The sequence below is a fragment of the Nitratireductor luteus genome (genome assembly GCF_026162365.1).
Taxonomy (GTDB): domain Bacteria; phylum Pseudomonadota; class Alphaproteobacteria; order Rhizobiales; family Rhizobiaceae; genus Chelativorans; species Chelativorans luteus.
Map to the genome: position 1 here is coordinate 63,481 of NZ_JAOANW010000016.1, position 16,680 is coordinate 80,160.

14 protein-coding genes are annotated in these 16,680 nt (G+C 64.1%); 7 read left to right on the top strand and 7 right to left on the bottom strand.

What is annotated here, in order from left to right; translation table 11 throughout:
- Positions 1 to 32 precede the first annotated feature (32 nt).
- From N1058_RS20235 to N1058_RS24290, 4 genes are all read right to left on the bottom strand, one after another.
- Positions 33 to 3,356 carry an error-prone DNA polymerase gene (locus N1058_RS20235; protein ID WP_265519408.1) on the bottom strand — a complete coding sequence of 1,108 codons (3,324 nt, stop codon included), beginning with the start codon at positions 3,354 to 3,356 and terminating at the stop codon, positions 33 to 35.
- Positions 3,353 to 4,912, bottom strand: coding sequence for a Y-family DNA polymerase (locus N1058_RS20240; protein WP_265519409.1), 1,560 nt, complete (start codon positions 4,910 to 4,912; stop codon positions 3,353 to 3,355). Before N1058_RS20240 ends, N1058_RS20235 begins: the two co-directional genes overlap by 4 nt.
- Positions 4,803 to 5,633: an ImuA family protein gene (locus tag N1058_RS20245; RefSeq protein ID WP_265519410.1), complete on the bottom strand. Its 831-nt coding sequence runs from the start codon at positions 5,631 to 5,633 to the stop codon at positions 4,803 to 4,805. The genes N1058_RS20240 and N1058_RS20245 overlap by 110 nt, the downstream gene beginning before the upstream one ends.
- A gap of 115 nt (positions 5,634 to 5,748) precedes the next feature.
- Positions 5,749 to 6,813 carry a DUF2793 domain-containing protein gene (locus tag N1058_RS24290; RefSeq protein ID WP_265519411.1) on the bottom strand — a complete coding sequence of 355 codons (1,065 nt, stop codon included), beginning with the start codon at positions 6,811 to 6,813 and terminating at the stop codon, positions 5,749 to 5,751.
- A 200-nt stretch (positions 6,814 to 7,013) separates the two neighbouring features.
- Between N1058_RS24290 and N1058_RS20255 the strand changes: the two genes are divergently transcribed.
- On the top strand, positions 7,014 to 7,295 hold the full coding sequence (locus tag N1058_RS20255; protein WP_265519412.1) for a hypothetical protein: 282 nt from the start codon (positions 7,014 to 7,016) through the stop codon (positions 7,293 to 7,295).
- Between the two features lie 19 nt (positions 7,296 to 7,314).
- Here N1058_RS20255 and N1058_RS20260 read toward each other — a convergent pair whose 3' ends face one another.
- Positions 7,315 to 8,328, bottom strand: coding sequence for a YeiH family protein (locus N1058_RS20260; RefSeq protein ID WP_265519413.1), 1,014 nt, complete (start codon positions 8,326 to 8,328; stop codon positions 7,315 to 7,317).
- Positions 8,329 to 8,538: 210 nt separating this feature from the next.
- On the opposite strand from N1058_RS20260, the gene N1058_RS20265 reads away from it, so the two are divergent.
- Entirely contained in the window at positions 8,539 to 9,825 is a 1,287-nt protein-coding gene (locus N1058_RS20265; protein ID WP_265519414.1) for an NAD(P)/FAD-dependent oxidoreductase, read from the top strand.
- Positions 9,826 to 9,834: 9 nt separating this feature from the next.
- Here the strand turns inward: N1058_RS20265 and N1058_RS20270 are convergent, their stop codons facing one another.
- Positions 9,835 to 10,719: a glucosamine kinase nucleotide-binding domain-containing protein gene (locus N1058_RS20270; RefSeq protein ID WP_265519415.1), complete on the bottom strand. Its 885-nt coding sequence runs from the start codon at positions 10,717 to 10,719 to the stop codon at positions 9,835 to 9,837.
- A gap of 367 nt (positions 10,720 to 11,086) precedes the next feature.
- Between N1058_RS20270 and N1058_RS20275 the strand changes: the two genes are divergently transcribed.
- The 5 genes from N1058_RS20275 to N1058_RS20295 are packed head-to-tail and all read left to right on the top strand — an operon-like array spanning position 11,087 to position 16,256.
- On the top strand, positions 11,087 to 12,346 hold the full coding sequence (locus tag N1058_RS20275; protein WP_265519416.1) for an ABC transporter substrate-binding protein: 1,260 nt from the start codon (positions 11,087 to 11,089) through the stop codon (positions 12,344 to 12,346).
- Between the two features lie 58 nt (positions 12,347 to 12,404).
- A complete protein-coding gene (locus tag N1058_RS20280) occupies positions 12,405 to 13,325 on the top strand; it encodes a carbohydrate ABC transporter permease (protein WP_265519417.1) in 921 nt (306 codons plus the stop codon).
- 18 nt (positions 13,326 to 13,343) lie between these two features.
- Positions 13,344 to 14,183 (top strand): carbohydrate ABC transporter permease, encoded by an 840-nt coding sequence (locus N1058_RS20285; RefSeq protein ID WP_265519418.1) that lies wholly within the window; start codon positions 13,344 to 13,346, stop codon positions 14,181 to 14,183.
- Positions 14,180 to 15,238: a Gfo/Idh/MocA family protein gene (locus N1058_RS20290; RefSeq protein WP_265519419.1), complete on the top strand. Its 1,059-nt coding sequence runs from the start codon at positions 14,180 to 14,182 to the stop codon at positions 15,236 to 15,238. Before N1058_RS20285 ends, N1058_RS20290 begins: the two co-directional genes overlap by 4 nt.
- A gap of 10 nt (positions 15,239 to 15,248) precedes the next feature.
- Complete coding sequence (locus N1058_RS20295; protein ID WP_265519420.1) at positions 15,249 to 16,256, top strand: ABC transporter ATP-binding protein; 1,008 nt, start codon at positions 15,249 to 15,251, stop codon at positions 16,254 to 16,256.
- On the opposite strand, the gene N1058_RS20300 is transcribed toward N1058_RS20295, so the two are convergent.
- Positions 16,240 to 16,680, bottom strand: a complete 441-nt coding sequence (locus N1058_RS20300; protein ID WP_265519421.1) for a hypothetical protein — start codon at positions 16,678 to 16,680, stop codon at positions 16,240 to 16,242. The genes N1058_RS20295 and N1058_RS20300 overlap by 17 nt on opposite strands.

Sequence of the window (16,680 nt, forward strand, 5' to 3'; positions counted from 1 at the left end):
GACAAACGCATCACGTCTCACGCCTCTCTTTCTCAATGAAAATCCCGAGATTTCGGCATGATGCGCACATTGCGCGGGTGGCCATGGCGGGACGCCGTCTGGGAACTTGGCGCCTCGTCAGCATCGACGGCCGACAGCCGGTCGAGCTCGCCCGTCCGGTCATGGACGGCGGTTGCCATCAGGTGCACCACGTTTTGCTTGCTTTTTTGCACCCGTCCTTCCACCAGCGCCAGCCGCGCAGACATGATCGGCCGGCGAAAACGCTCGAAACGGCGCGCCCAGATGAGCGCGTTGGCAATGCCCGTCTCATCCTCCAGCGTCATGAAGATGGCCTTGCCGTTGCCCGGCCGCTGGCGCACCAGGACGATGCCCGCGACACGCGCCCAGGCGCCATCGGGAAGAGCCGACAGGCCCGCGCAACTGACGATGCCCTCGCGCTCGAAAAACGACCGCAGGAACTGCATCGGATGGGCCTTCAGCGAAAGCCGGATCGTCTGGTAATCGGCGACCACATGCTCCGACAGCGCCATGTCGGGCAGTCTCACATCTTCTTCCCTCGCCAATTCCCGCTCGTCGGCGGCGGCAAAAAGCGGCAGCGGCGCGTCGTCGGGCAGGCGCCTGACCTGCCAAAGCGCCTCCCGCCGGTCGAGCCCGACGGACCGCATCGCATCGGCATCCGCCAGAAGCCGCAGCGCCCGGTGCGGCAGGCGGGTGCGGCGCCACAGATCCTCGACGCTTTCATAGCCGCCGCCCCGCAAGGCGGTCAGCTTGCCGGCCCAGTCGTCGTGGAACCCGTCGATCTGCCGGAAGCCGAGGCGCAATGCGCAAGGCCCGCCGCCGCGCGGCTCCAGCGTATTGTCGAGGGCGCTTTCATTGATGTCGACCGCCCGCACCTCGGCATCATGCTCCCGCGCGTCGCGGACGATCTGGGCGGGCGCATAAAATCCCATGGGCTGGGAATTCAGGAGCGCGCAGGCAAAGACCTCCGGATGATGACACTTGATCCAGGCCGAGACATAGACGAGCTTGGCGAAGGATGCGGCGTGGCTTTCGGGAAAGCCGTATTCGCCGAAACCCTTGATCTGATTGAAGCAGCGTTCGGCGAACTCGCGCTTGTAGCCGCGCTGGACCATCCGCTCCACCATCATCTTCTCGAATTTTCCGATGGTGCCGTTGTTGCGGAAGGTGGCCATCGCCTTTCGAAGCTGATTGGCTTCCGCGTCGGAAAACTCCGCTGCCACCATGGCGATCTTCATTGCCTGCTCCTGGAACAGGGGAACGCCCAGCGTCCGTATCAGGACATTGCGCAACTCGTCCGGGTCATGCGGTGGCGCGGGCGAAGGATAATCCAGTTCTTCCCCATCCCGCCGGCGCAGATAGGGATGAACCATATCGCCCTGGATGGGGCCGGGCCGCACGATCGCCACCTGGATGACCAGATCGTAGAAAGTTTCCGGTTTCAGGCGCGGCAGCATGTTGATCTGGGCCCGGCTTTCCACCTGGAAGACGCCGATGGAATCGCCGCGCTGCAGCATCCGATAGACTTCCCCGTCTTCCTGCTCGACCGTGGCAAGATCGAGCGACTGGCCGTAATGGGCCTCGATCAGGTCGAACGCCTTGCGGATGCAGGTCAGCATGCCGAGCGCCAGGACATCCACCTTCATCATGCCGAGCCGGTCGATATCGTCCTTGTCCCACTCGATGAAGGTGCGCTCTTCCATGGCGGCATTGCCGATCGGCACCATCTCGTCGAGCCTGCCGCGCGCCAGCACGAAGCCGCCGACATGCTGGGAAAGATGGCGGGGAAAGCCAAGAAGCCTTGCGGCGAAATCCGCCGCCCGGCGGATGGCCGGGTTGGCGGGGTCGAGCCCTGCCTCGCTGATACGGTTGTCCGGCAGCGTATCGCTCCCCCAGCTTCCCCATACGGTGCCGGCGATCCGCGCCGTCACGTCCTCGCTCAGCCCCAGCGCCTTGCCGACCTCGCGGATGGCGCTCTTGGGCCGGTAATGAATGACGGTGGCGGCGATGCCGGCTCGGTGCCGGCCGTAACGGCGATAGATATACTGAATCACCTCCTCGCGCCGCTCGTGCTCGAAATCGATGTCGATATCGGGCGGCTCCTTGCGCTCGTCGGAAATGAAGCGGGCAAAAAGAAGCTCGTGCTTGGCCGGATCGACGGCGGTGATGCCGAGCGCATAGCACACCGCCGAATTGGCCGCCGAGCCGCGCCCCTGGCATAGAATCCCGTTGTTTTCGGCAAACTGGACGATGTCGTAGATCGTGAGGAAATAGCGCGCATATTCAAGCTTGCCGATGAGGGCGAGTTCTTCCTTCAGGAGCCGCCTCACCTTGTCGGGAATGCCTTGCGGATAGCGCATCTCCGCCCGCCGCCAGGTCAGTTCCTCAAGCCAGTCCTCCGGTGTCCGGCCGGGGGGTATCGGCTCGTCCGGATACTCGTATTTGAGTTCGCCCAGCGAAAAATCGAGGCGCTGCATCAGATATTGCGTCTCCGCGATCGCTTCGGGACAATCGCGGAAAAGCCGGACCATTTCCTCGGGCGTCTTGAGATGGCGTTCGGCATTGGCAAGAAGGAGCCGGCCGGCGCTTTCGATGGTTGTTCCCTCCCGAATGCAGGTAAGGATGTCCTGGAGATCGCGCTGCTCGGCAGCGTGGTAGAGCGCGTCGTTGACGGCCAGAAGCGGCACGCCGGCCGATCCCGCAACCGCCTTCAGCCGCGCCAGCCGCCGCCGGTCGCCACCTTGGTGAAGCATCGGCGCGGCAAGCCAAACCGCGCCCGGCGCCGCGTCTCCCATGCTTTTCAGGAGCCCGCCCATGCCCTCGATGTCCAGCTCCGGCATGACGGCAAGCAGCAGCGAGCGGCAATGGGAAAGAAGATCGTCGAGGCGCAGGATGCAATCCGCCTTCTCCGCCCGAAGATTGCCGAGCGTCAAAAGACGGCAGAGCGTTGCCCATCCTTCCCTGTTTTCCGGATAGGCAAGGATATCCGGCGTGCCGTCGCAAAAGACGAGGCGGGCGCCGACGGCAAGCTTGAACCGGCGGGCCCTCTCCCGCACCGCCTCCAGCGTGAACGGAAAGGCCTCGCTGTCCGGATGCTCGATCCAGACATATTCGCCGGGACCCGAGCCTTCGCGCATCTTTTCCGCGGGCAGTTCCCCGCCCTTCAGATCCTCGAGCGCGCCATAGGCCCGGACCACGCCGGCCACCGTATTCCGGTCCGCAATGCCGATGCCGGTATGGCCCAGAAGCAGCGCCGCCAGCACCATCTCCTGCGGATGCGAAGCCCCGCGCAGGAAGGAGAAATTCGTCGCCGCGGCCAGTTCGCCATAGCCCTTCATGCGAACAACCCATGGATATACCAGCGGATTTCTCCGGCCTCCCGCCCGTAAAGGCCGCAGCGAAACAGCCAGAAGCGATGGCCCTGCGTATCCTCGACACGGTAGTAGTCGCGGGTCTGGCCCGGCTCCTTCCGCCACCATTCCGGCGCGATGCGCTCGGGCCCTTCCGCGCGGGCGATCTCGTGCAGCACCCGGCGCCAGCGAAACCTGAGCGGCGGACCGTCGGGCACCATGGCCACCGTCTCGACCAGCTGGGCGGGGCAGAGCATCAGGAGCGGGCGCAGCGGCGGCTCGCCGGGTAAAGCCTCGGGCCATCCGCTTTTCCACGGCATAGCGGAAATCGCCGGCACATGGCGCGCGGCGCGTTCGGGAACATGACTTTCTTCCGGCAGGAAACACTCGACCGCAGCGGGTCCGTAGCGCGCCGTCAGCCTGTCGATGAGATCGGCGACCGCCTCCTCTTCGGCGTGCTCGCGTTCGAAATGGACCTGCGCCGGCGCGGCCGCCTCCATCCCGAATGCCGACAGCCTTATCATGTCGAAGCCGAAACCGGGATCGAGCGGATCGGCCAGCGCTTCGAGGCGCGTCGTGAAGAGACGCTTGAGCGCCGTCCGGTCGCGCAGGGGACGCCCCGAAAGCGCCTGGATGCGCCGGGTCGCCCCATCGGCGCGGAAGAAGACCGCCTCGAACCGGCGCCCGCCCTTTCCATATTTCTCAAGGGTCTCGCACAGGTCGCGCGAAAGTGCGTCGAAAGCGGCGCCGATGTCTTCGGCAAGCCCGATGGGATCGGCAAAGCGCTGCTCGGCGCTGAATTCTGGTATCGGGCGGCGGGGCGAAAGGGGACGGTCGACCTCTCCCAGAATGCCGGAAAGCCGCTCGATCATGTCGACGCCGAAGCGGGCGGCCAGCGGCTTGCGGGGACGTTCAGCCAGATCGGCGATCCTGGCAAGGCCGGCGCGCCGCAGGGCGACCATCCTGTCCTGATCGAGTTGCAGAGCGCCGACGGGAAGAGACGCGCAAGCCCGTTTTTCCTCTCCCCTGGCGACAAGGCCCTGCCCGCCGAAGCGCGCCAGGGTGCGGGCGCAATCCGTGGTGCTGGCGATCACCGTCCGGACCGAAAGGCCGAAGCCTTTCAGGCGGCCGCGCAGATCGGCCATCAGCGCGGCCTCGCCTCCGAAAAGATGGGTCGATCCGGAAATCTCCAGCGTCAGGCCATCCGGCAAATCCTCGGCGACCACGGGCGTATAGCGATCGCACCAGTCGGCGACATGGGCAAGAAGGGCCTGATCCGCCTCCGGCTGGTGTTCGTGGGCGTCGATATCCGGCACCCGCGCGCGGGCATCCGCCAGCGCAAGGCCCGCCTTCAATCCAAGCAATGCCGCACGGCGGTCCACGGCGGCCACCCGCATCGCATTGTTGTGGCGCGTCGTCACCACCGTCGGCCGTTCACCCGGCCCGGCGCCATTCTTCCTTGCCAGACGATGCAGCCGGTCGGTCGGGAGATAGGGAAACCACAGGGCGAGATAGCGCCGGTTCCCTGAAAAGCTGTGCGTCACGGTCCCACTCCAGTCGCCAGCGCTGGCCGGCCGGTCCGGCGCGGTGGCGCAAAAGCGTGATGTCGAAGGCCGCCAGGCCCGGGGCGTTGGCTTCAAGGGCGCGCGAGGGGGCGGAACGGATTTGCCACCGGGTCGTCGCCGCGCTCCCTTCCGCCTGCGGGCAAATCCGCAGGAGAAACAGCGGCACGCCGCTTTTTTCCGCTGCCAGCGACAATCGGCGCGTGGCAGTCAGGTCGAGTATCTTCGGGCTGCCCGGTATTTCGACGACCACCGCGCCCAGCGCCTTGCAGCCGATCGCCTCCATGCCGGCACGCAGGATCTCGGTCGCATCCTTGAGCCGGATATGGATGAGCCGGCCCGGCGGCATGCCCATTTCGCGCAGGCCATGCGGATAAAGCTTGCCGGATTCCATCTCGCCATAGACTTGCCTGATCCACACAACCCCGTGCCGGCGCGCCGCAGCCGGTGCCCTGGCGCCGGCGCCAGGGGCCCGCCGGGTGGCGCTTATGCACAGGCCCGCGCAAAACCCCGCCGCCGCAGCCGCATCGGGCTGGCCGGCAGCGATAATCTCGTGCAACGCGCCGCGTTGAAGCCCGCCGCCCAACGCCCTGTCCGGCCCGTTCGCGCCAAGCGCAAACCGGCTCTCCGCGCTTGCGGGCACGGCGGGTTGGACGGCATCGATAACCTTCCGCAGCGCATGGATATGGCGTCTCGCATCCATGGCTATGTTCCTATTTTGTTCTATTAAGACTCAGGAGAAACCGAGAGTCAACGGCTCCTTTCCCCTCCAAAAGCCGGACAGCAGGGAGCGGGCCGAAGCCCGCCCCCTGCAGCAATCATGCCCCCGGCTGTGAAGCGGCAACGCCTTCAAGGGCATCGAGCCTTTGCAGCACATGATCGAGCACGGCATGGTGGATCACCGCGAAACGGTCATAGGCCACGCTTTGCGGTTTCAACTCCGCGCCCGGCCTCAGCCCACCGTCCTTGTCCGTGGTTTCGATCGTCTCGTAATCGTCCGGCCCATAGCCCCAATGCACCATGCGCGGGTCGATCCCCGCCACCTCCTCCGCGATGAAGCCGTACCAGCTCCAGCCCGGATTGTCGGAAGCGGCCAGCGAGCGGTAACGCACGGGCTTGACCCCCATCAGCGCCATTGCCCGCGATATCTCCAGCGCCTGGACGTCCGTCTTGTAGCGGGCGCTCGACGTCACCCGCAGAAGGCTGAGGCCATCGGCGCTGTCGAGATAGGCGTTGGCCGCGTTCGCGGTCGTTCCTATGCCGGGGAAACGAACCGAGCTGTCGGCGTGAACGGCCAACGCCGTGCCCCAAGCCGCGCCGTCCGGGCTCACCTTCACCGAAAAATCGTCGCTGCCGGCAGTTCCCATCTCGGCCCGGCCGGACCAGCCGGTCTGGAACAGGAGGCTGGCGGTATCGCCGGCCGCGTTCTTGTTGATCTTGAGTTGATGACCGGCGCCGGCATTGTTAAGCAGCGTCGACGGCGAGGAAACGGCAAGCCGGTTGGTTGCATCGGCATCGGCCGAAATTCCCAGCATCTCCACCCGCTCGAAAATATCGATCCACGCCGAACCGTCGAAAACGCGCAGTCGCGCCGCGTCCTGCACCCAAACGCGCCAGCCCGCCGAGGGCGCGAAGAAAGCCCACGCCCCATCCTGATAGGCAGCCAGATCACCTTCCCGCCCGGCCCATGCGCCCGAAGCCGGGCCGGCCACGATATAGGCTTCGCCTTCGGCCGGCTCGGCCGGCGGCGCCGCCAACGTATCGCTGGCGGCGTTCGCCTGCACCAGCGCATCGAGCATCCGCACCGCCTCATTGTGGGTCACGTGCTTCTGAGCCTGCGATGGAAGTATGTAGGGGAGTGAAAGAGAGGGAGAGTTCTGCATGGTCAGCTATCCTGCTTGAGTTGCGCAGGAGGAAGAATACCGCCGCCCGGAAGACCGTGGATAAATCGGGGGTAAAAGATGTGCTTCCATAGCCGCTGCCAGCACAGCGCCCATAGGAAAATGCGTGCAATGGCGAAAATCTCCTATATATAGCCGCAGGTTCACAACACAGCACGGGTCGAGCCGAAGGAACGGGTTGTATGAGACTGCTGTTGGCTTGTCTGGCGCTTTTCCTGACTACCGCCGCATCGTCGGCGGAAAAGTTCGAGATATCGATCTTCAAGAAAAACTATCGCCTGTCGGCTTTCTATGCTTTCGACGCGGCTCCTGCGACTTGCAGTGAGGCGGCGATCGTCTTCCGCGCTTGCGGGCGCACCTTCTATGCATGCGGGCAGGAGGCGACAGAGGCCGTCGAGCGGGCGTCGGGCGGTGCATATTCCGTTCGCGCCGTCTCCCGACCCGGTAGCCCGCAACTGTGCTGATTGGCTGTTGCCCCTCGCCTCAGCCAAGATAGGCAAGGCCCGCCAGCACCCATGCAGCGAGCAGCACCGTCTCGAGCACAATCATCAGGACCGGCAGAAACCCAACCTCCCCTAGCGATTGCAGCGAGGTCTTGATGCCCAGTGCGGCGATGGCCGTAACCAGGCACCAGCGCGATGCGTCGACCAGGACGGCGTTCACGGCTTCGGGCAGCGGCATGAAGCTGTTGACGAGCACCAGCGCAATGAAGCCGGTGACGAAGCTTGGCAGCGGCACGCGCGGCAATTTGCCGGCGCCGGCCGCAACGCCCTCGCCCTGTCGCCAGACAAATCCCAGCACCAGCACCACGGGAACCAGCAGCACGACGCGAAACAGCTTGACCACCGTCGAGACATTGCCTGTCTCCTCCGAAACCGAGTAGCCGGCCCCCACCACCTGCGCCACATCGTGGATCGTGCCGCCGAGGAACAACCCCGCCTCGTTGTCCGACAGGCCCAGGGCCTGCGCCAGGATCGGATAGGCAATCATGGATATGGTGGAAAGCGTGGTAACGGTGATCACGACAAATATCGTGTTGCGCTCCTGATCCTTGTCGCGCGGCATGATCGCCGCCACGGCCAGCGCGGCGGAAGCGCCGCATATACCCACCGAGGCGCCGCTCAAGACGCCGAGCCGGCTGCCGGCGCGCGTGAAACGGCCGAGCGCATAGCCGAAGAGGATGGTGGCGAGAACGCCGAGCGCCACCCACACGACGGCGAACGCGCCAAGACCGGAAATCTGATCGAGCGTGATGCGCAGCCCCAGAAGCGCGACGCCGATACGCAGCACCGTGCTCGACGCAAATCCGATCCCCGGTGCCGTCTTCACGTCATCGGCGAGAAAGTGCACCGCCATGCCGATGAGTAGGGCGAACAGCATTTGTGGTGCGCCATAGTGATCCGCCAGGAATTGCGCGGCGGCGGCAATGACGAGGCAAACCAGCAGTCCTGGAAAGACCGATTTCACACCGGCGATGGAATAGGTCGACTGGGCCACGATCGGAAATCCTTTACGTCACGCTCGTCGCCGACAGCAACACATTTCCCAAACGCTCGGCAATTGGCACTGCCTTTCCTAATACAAGGGCCACGGATAAATGGAAAACCATTTGCCGCCGGGCTTCCTTACACGCGTCTCTTGACGTTGTGGCCGGCGCTCTGTTGAAGAAACGGAACCCGCCGCAATTCCTTCCACGCCGGAGCCTGCATGACGAAGCTCGAACAAGCCGCTAACGGCCTTTGGGATGCCACCGCCCCCGCGGCGCCACAAACCGCCTCTCTGGCGGGCAACCTGCAAGCCGATGTTGTGATCGTCGGCGGTGGTTTCACCGGCCTTTCAGCAGCTTTGCATCTGGCGGAAGCAGGCGCGAAAGTGGTGGTGCTCGAAGCCCGCGAGATCGGCCATGGCGGGTCGGGACGGAACGTAGGCCTGGTCAATGCCGGCATGTGGGTCCTTCCCGATGACCTGCCGGCGACGCTCGGCGAACCTTATGGCGAACGCCTGCTGGAACTTCTGGGCGATGCACCGAAGCTGGTTTATGGTCTTGTGGAAAAGCACGGCATGGCCTGCGAAGCGGTGAATACCGGCACGCTCCACTGCGCCGTTGGCAGCGGCGGTCTGCGCCAGCTTGAAACCCGTGCCGAACAATGGCGGCGCCGCGGCGCACCCGTGCGCCTGCTTTCGTCGCGTGAAACCGCCGACAAGACGGGAACGGACGTCTTCTCCGGCGCGCTGCTCGACGAACGCGCCGGCACGATCCAGCCGCTGGCCTATGCGCGCGGACTGGCGGCGACAGCATTGCAGACAGGCGCTGAAATATTCACCCATTCGCCGGTCGAGCGGGTGGAGGAAGATGGGAACCGTTGGCGCGCCGTCACGCCGGGTGGCAGCGTTACGGCCGACTGGGTCATCGCTGCCACGAACGCCTATACCACCCGTCTCTGGCCGCAATTGCGCGAGGAACTCGTGCACCTGCCCTACTTCCAGTTCGCCACCGAACCGCTGCCGCCGGAGGCGTTTTCCGCCATCCTGCCCGAAAAGCAAGGCGCGTGGGACACGAACAAGGTGCTCACCTCCTTCCGCCTCGACCAGAGCGGCCGCCTGGTGCTTGGCAGCGTCGGCGCACTTTCGGGCACGGGCAGATCCGTTCATCAGGCCTGGGCGCGGCGCGCCATGACGCGCATGTTTCCCATGCTGAAAGATGTCGGCTTCCATCAGGGATGGCACGGCATGATCGGCATGACCGACGATCACCTCCCGAAGTTCCATCGCCTCGACCGCCGCATCGTCGGCTTCAGCGGCTATAATGGCCGGGGCATCGCGCCGGGCACGGCGTTCGGCAAGGTCCTGGCCCAACATATCGGCGGCAGGATCGGCGGGAGCGATCTTCCGCTCCCGGTCACCTTGCCCGTGCCGCAGCGCCTGCGGGCGATACGAGAGGCGGGCATAGAATGGGGTGCGCAGGCGATCCACCTGATGCGGATGCTCGGGTAAGGGCGCAGCTCAAGACCGGGCCGCGCTCGATGCGCCGGCAAACCGCTCCACTGCAATTGCCATCGCGCCATCCACCGCGCTGCCTTGCGCGGGATACAGCATGGCCTTGAGGCTGTCGGCCAGAAATGGCGTGTAGGGTGCGGCAAGGCCGCCCAGCATGCATATGCGGCGGCAATCGCGCGGCATCACCGCCCTAAGCGACGCCTCGATGGCGGCCACACCTTCACCGACGATTTCGAGCGCTATCGGATCGCCGGCCGCCGCCGCCTGGAATATCTGCGGGGCGAAGGCCGCGAATTCGGAAGGTTTGACAGAATGCGCGAAGGAGACGATCTCCCGCGCCTCGCCATCGAAACGCTTCAGGACCGCATCGGTCAGCGCGGAGCCGGAGCCCACGCCGTCATGGGCGAGGAGCGTGTGCTCCAGAAGGGCACGGCCGAGCCGTGCCCCGCTCGCCTGGTCGCCGATGAGAAAGCCCCATCCGCCGACAAGGCGCACCGCATCGCCGTCGCGTGCACCGAAGACCGAGCCGGTGCCGACGATCGCCACCGCACCGTTATGCGGGCCCAGCGCGCCGCGAACCGCGATCTCCGCATCCCAGAGCACCACGCTCTCGGCGAATGGCAGACGGCGGCGAAGCCGTTCGCCGTAATCGCCGACATTGACCCCGGCCAGCCCGACCACCGCTTTCGCATCCGACAGCGCATCGGGCGCGAGGCCCGCCGCCCCGGCGGCCAGTTCGGCTGCTTCGATCACGTTGAGGGCAGCCCTGTCGGGATCCGTCATTGCATTGGCAGGCCCGCTTTGGCCGCTGCCGATCACGGCCCCCGAGGGATCGGCGATGCGCGCGCGGCATCCCGTCCCTCCCCCGTCTACCGCCACCAGGTGCCGCAAATCTTCCTCCATGCAGCTCGTATAGATACCAGTAGCAGGCCACTGCGAGATGCCGTCCTGCTGCCTTCAAACCAAAGCACTGTTTATCATTAATAAAAATTTCAGTCTGGATTCTCCAGAAAAAATGGTATTGACTTGGTTCTGTCCAATGACCTGAATAGGCGCCAGCCATTCGCGCCGGGAGCGGGGGAAAATCGTCAGCGGGAAAAGAACATAGCCGACAGTCCGGGCGAAGGGCCAGAGGGCACGTTCCGCCAATTGTATTTTGACTGCCAGGGTATACGCTGAACGACATGTCCACTTCCCTGTCACGGGACGGTTTCAGACGGGAACGGGCGTCCCAGACGCCTAATTGGGAGAATGAAGAATGAAACGGGCGCATCTATCGATTCTACTCATGGCCTCCACCGTGCTCGGCATGTCCGGCGCGGCCCAGGCCCAGGACGTGACGCTGACCATCGAGAGCTGGCGCAACGACGACCTGGCGATCTGGCAGGAGAAACTGATCCCCGCCTTCGAAGCCCAGCATCCGGGCATCAACGTGGAGTTCTCGCCTTCGGCGCCGACCGAATACAACGCCGCGCTCAACGCCAAGCTCGAGGCGGGCTCGGCCGGCGACCTCATCACCTGCCGGCCGTTCGACGCGTCGCTGGAACTCTACAAGAAGGGTCAGCTTGCCGACCTCAGCGACCTTGAAGGCATGCAGAACTTCTCCGACGTCGCCAAGTCGGCCTGGCAGACCGACGATGGTTCCGCCACCTTCTGCGTCCCGATGGCCTCGGTCATCCACGGCTTCATCTACAATAAGGACGCCTTCGAGGAAATCGGCATCGAGCCGCCGACCACCGAGGAAGAATTTTTCGCCGTGCTCGACAAGATCAAGGAAGACGGCACCTATATCCCGATGGCCATGGGCACCAAGGATCTCTGGGAAGCGGCGACCATGGGCTACCAGAATATCGGCCCCAACTACTGGAAAGGCGAGGAAGGCCGGCTGGCGCTCATCAAGGGCGAGCAGAAGCTGACCGACGAGCCATGGGTCGCGCCTTATGAAACGCTGGCGCGCTGGCGGGACTACCTGGGCGACGGCTTCGAGGCCCAGTCCTATCCCGACAGCCAGAACCTGTTCACGCTCGGCCGCGCGGCGATTTATCCCGCCGGTTCGTGGGAAATCTCCGTCTTCAACGAGCAGGCAGATTTCGAGATGGGCGCTTTCCCGCCGCCGGTTCAGGCCGAAGGCGACACCTGCTACATCTCCGACCACACCGACATCGCGATGGGCATGAACGCCGATACGGAGCATCCCGAGGAAGCCAGGACCTTCCTCAACTGGGTCGCCTCGGACGAATTCGCCACGATCTACGCCAATGCGCTGCCGGGCTTCTTCAGCCTCTCTTCCACCCCGGTCGAGATGGAAGACCCGCTGGCCAAGGAATTCGTTTCCTGGCGCGAGAAGTGCGAGCCGACCATCCGCTCGACATACCAGATCCTGTCGCGCGGAACGCCCAATCTCGAAAACGAGACCTGGGTCGCGGCCGCCAATGTGATCAACGGCACCGAAACGCCCGAGGAAGCGGCCAAGCGCCTGCAGGAAGGCCTGGCAAGCTGGTACGAGCCGCAGCAATAGCGGACGATCGATTGGGGGCCGCCAGGCGCGGCCCCCGATTTGAACAATCGGGGGAACCATGGCAGCCGCTAAGAAGCCGGTCCGCTGGCATATTGCCGTTTTTCTGGCTCCGGCCGTCCTGATCTACACGTCGGTGATGATCCTGCCACTCTTCGGCACGCTGCAGCTTTCGCTGTTCGGCCGCGGCGAAAGCGGGCTGATCTTCGTCGGCTTCGACAATTTCCGCACGCTCCTGTTCGACCCGCGCTGGTCGGCCAGCTTCTGGAACGCGCTGTGGAACAATACCTGGTTCTTCATCATCCACATGGCAGTGCAGAACCCGATCGGCATCCTCCTGGCCGCCCTCCTTTCCAATCCCCGTCTGCGGCTGCGCGGCTTCTACCGCACGGCGATCTTCGTGCCGACGATCCTTTCCTTCGTCATTGTCGGCTTCGCCTGGAAGCTGATCCTCAGCCCGTTATGGGGCGTGGCGCCCAGCCTGCTCGACATGGTCGGCCTCAGGAGCCTGTTCGAGCCGTGGCTCGGCAAGGAGGAATATGCGCTGACGACGCTCGGCCTGATCTCGGTCTGGCAGTTCATCGGCATTCCGATGATGCTGATCTACGCCGCGCTTCTTTCCATTCCCGAGGAGCTGCTGGAGGCGGCCGAATGCGACGGCATCACCGGCATGAGCCAGTTCTGGAAGATCAAGCTGCCGCTCATCCTGCCCTCCATCGGCATCATCTCGGTGCTGACCTTCGTCGGCAATTTCAACGCCTTCGACCTGATCTACGCCACCCAGGGCGCCATGGCCGGGCCCAACTTCTCGACCGACATCCTGGGCACGTTCCTCTACCGGACCTTCTTCGGGTTCCAGTTGCAGATCGGCGACCCGAACATGGGCGCGGCGATCGCCTCGATGATGTTCCTCATCATCCTGGTCGGCGTCTGCATCTACCTCTTCATGATCCAGACGCGGCTGCGCCGCTACCAGTTTTGAGCCGGTTTTGAAATCGTCATGAGCAAGGCACGCACATCCCTCCCCCGCTCGGCCGCCGCCCATGGCGTGCTGCTGCTCTATACGGCCATCGCGCTTTTCCCGGTGATCGTGATCATCATCAACGCCTTCAAGTCGCGGCAGGCGATCTTCCGCTCTCCCTTGTCGCTGCCCGACGCCGAGAGCTTCACGCTCATCGGCTTCGAGACCGTGCTGAAGCAGGGTGACTTCCTGCTCTATTTCCAGAACAGCTTCATTGTCACCGTGGCTTCGCTCGCCTGTGTCCTTCTTTTCGGCGCGATGGCCGCTTTCGCGCTTGCCGAATACCGTTTCCGCGGCAATCCGCTGATGGGGCTCTACCTCGCGCTCGGCATCATGATCCCGATCCGGCTCGGCACCGTCGCCATATTGCAGCTTATGGTGGCAGGCGGCCTCGTCAACACGCTGACCGCGCTCGTGCTCGTGTACTCGGCGCAAGGCCTGCCGCTCGCCATCTTCATCCTGTCGGAGTTCATGAAACAGGTCTCCGACGACCTCAAGAACGCCGGCCGCATAGACGGGCTGTCCGAATACACGATCTTTTTCCGGCTCGTGCTGCCGCTGGTGCGGCCGGCCATGGCGACCGTCGCCGTGTTCACCATGATCCCCATATGGAACGATCTATGGTTTCCGCTGATCCTGGCTCCGTCGGAGGAGACCAAGACGATCACGCTCGGCGCACAGGTCTTCATCGGCCAGTTCGTGACCAACTGGAATGCGGTGCTGGCGGCCCTGTCGCTGGCCATTCTGCCGGTGCTCGTTCTCTATCTCATCTTCTCCCGCCAACTCATCCGCGGGATCACAGCAGGAGCCGTCAAATGAGCGACAAGCCGCTGCGCGTCGTGGTGGCCGGCCTCGGCAATATGGGCCGCAGCCACGCGCTGGCCTATCACCGCAATCCTGGTTTCCAGATCGCCGCCCTCGTCAACCGCTCGCCGGTAGAGCTGGGTGGCGAACTGGCTGGCTACGCAATCGGCCATTCCTTCGAGGAAGCGCTGGCCGCGGAAAAGCCGGATGTGGTTTCGGTCAACACATACTCCGACAGCCATGCCGGCTATGCGGTCGCCGCGATGGAAGCGGGCGCCCACGTCTTCGTGGAAAAGCCGCTGGCAACGACCGTGAAGGACGCCGAACGCGTGGTGGCCGCGGCAAAAGCCAATGGCCGCAAGCTCGTCATCGGCTATATCCTGCGCCATCACCCGTCATGGCAGAAGCTCATCGCCGAGGCGCGGGCTCTCGGAGGTCCCTATGTCTTCCGTATGAACCTCAACCAGCAATCGAGCGGTCCGACCTGGAACACCCACCGGCAACTGATGCAGACCACCTCGCCCATCGTCGACTGCGGGGTGCATTATGTCGATGTCATGTGCCAGATCGCCGACGCGAAGCCGGTGGAGGTGCGCGGCATGGGGCTTCGGCTTTCCGACGAGATTGCGCCCGACATGTATAATTACGGCCATCTGCAGGTGCTGTTCGAAGACGGCTCTGTCGGCTGGTACGAGGCTGGATGGGGCCCGATGATCTCCGAAACCGCCTTTTTCGTTAAGGACATCATGTCGCCGAAAGGCAGCGTCTCCATCGTCATGGACGAAGGGGCCAAATCCGACGACATCGACACGCACACCAAGACGGCCACGATCCGCCTGCACAAGGCCGCGCGCAAGCCCGACGGCAGCTTTGCCGAACCGGACGAGCTCATGCGCATGGAGGGCGAGCCGGGGCACCAGGAACTGTGCGAACGGGAACAGGCCTTCGTGCTGAAGGCGATCCGGGAGGACGTCGATCTGTCCCGGCACATGGAAGACGCGGTCCAATCGCTGAAGGTCTGCCTTGCGGCGGACGAAAGCGTGCGCACCGGTCGCGCAATCAGGCTTTGAGGGTCGTCAATTGGGTTCGCTGAAACTGGAAAATATCCGCAAGTCCTTCGGCCAGGTGGAAGTCCTCAAGGGCATCGACCTGGAAGTCGAAGACGGCGAGTTCGTGATCTTCGTCGGGCCGTCGGGTTGCGGGAAGTCGACGCTGCTGCGCGTCATAGCGGGCCTTGAGGATGCGTCCGCCGGTTCTGTCTCGATCGACGGCGACGAGGTCGATACCGTCCCGCCGGCAAAGCGCGGCATAGCGATGGTCTTCCAGAGCTATGCGCTCTATCCGCATCTCACCGTGCGCGACAATATGGGCCTCGGCCTCAAGCAGGCGGGACGGCCGAAGGATGCGATCGCCGAGCGCATCGCCACGGCATCCAGGATGCTGGGCCTTGACGACTATCTCGACCGCCGGCCGGCCGAACTGTCGGGCGGCCAGCGCCAGCGCGTCGCCATCGGCCGTGCCGTCGTGCGCAATCCGAGGCTTTTCCTCTTCGACGAGCCCTTGTCCAATCTCGATGCCGCGCTGCGCGTGAACACCCGCATCGAGATCGCCAAGCTACACCGCAAGCTGAACGCCACCATGATCTACGTCACGCACGATCAGGTGGAGGCTATGACGCTGGGCGACCGCATCGTCATCCTGAACGAAGGGCGGGTCGAGCAGATCGGCTCGCCGATGGAGCTCTACAACAACCCGCAGAACATGTTCGTCGCCGGCTTCATAGGCTCGCCCAGAATGAACTTCATCGACGCCGCGTTGCTCGGCCAGTCCGGAGCCAGGACGGTCGGCGTGCGCCCCGAACACATCACCGTGGACCGCAGCCGGGGCGACCTCAAAGGAACAGTTCTGCATGTCGAGCATCTGGGCGCCGACACGATCGTCTACATGGACTGCGAGAAGGCGGGGTTCCTGACCGTCCGGCTCTTCGGCGAGCACAAATTCGTGCCCGACGAAACCCTGTTTGCCAGCCCAGACAGCGCGCGCCTCTACCGGTTTGACAACACCGGCGCCGTCATGCCGAGCGGCTAGAAGGAAACGACTTGCGTATACGCGCATTCTCAAGGGTTTCCTTGAGGAAGGCCGAATTGAGCTCGGGATCGTCCGACGGGTTCTGGAAGGCTACATAGTTGACCTCCACGCCCGCCTTGAAGGCAGTGAGCGATAGCGTGAAATAGATGGTGGCGCCTTCCGGCCGCAGTTCCAGGTCGAGCGCTATGCGCGGGCTATCCGTCCACGTCACGTGCGCCTCGCAGCCGTGCCGCAGCAGCAACGTGCCTGGCATGAAGAACAATTCGGCCGCCGATTCCACGATGTCGGCAATATTCGCCATGCTCTCCAGCCGGATAAAGGCAATGTAATCCGCCAGTTCGATGAGCCGCAATTCGCTGGCCACGTCCTGGATGGCGTTCGCAACGATGATTTCGCGTGTGACAGAAAAAGGCTGCCGGTCCAT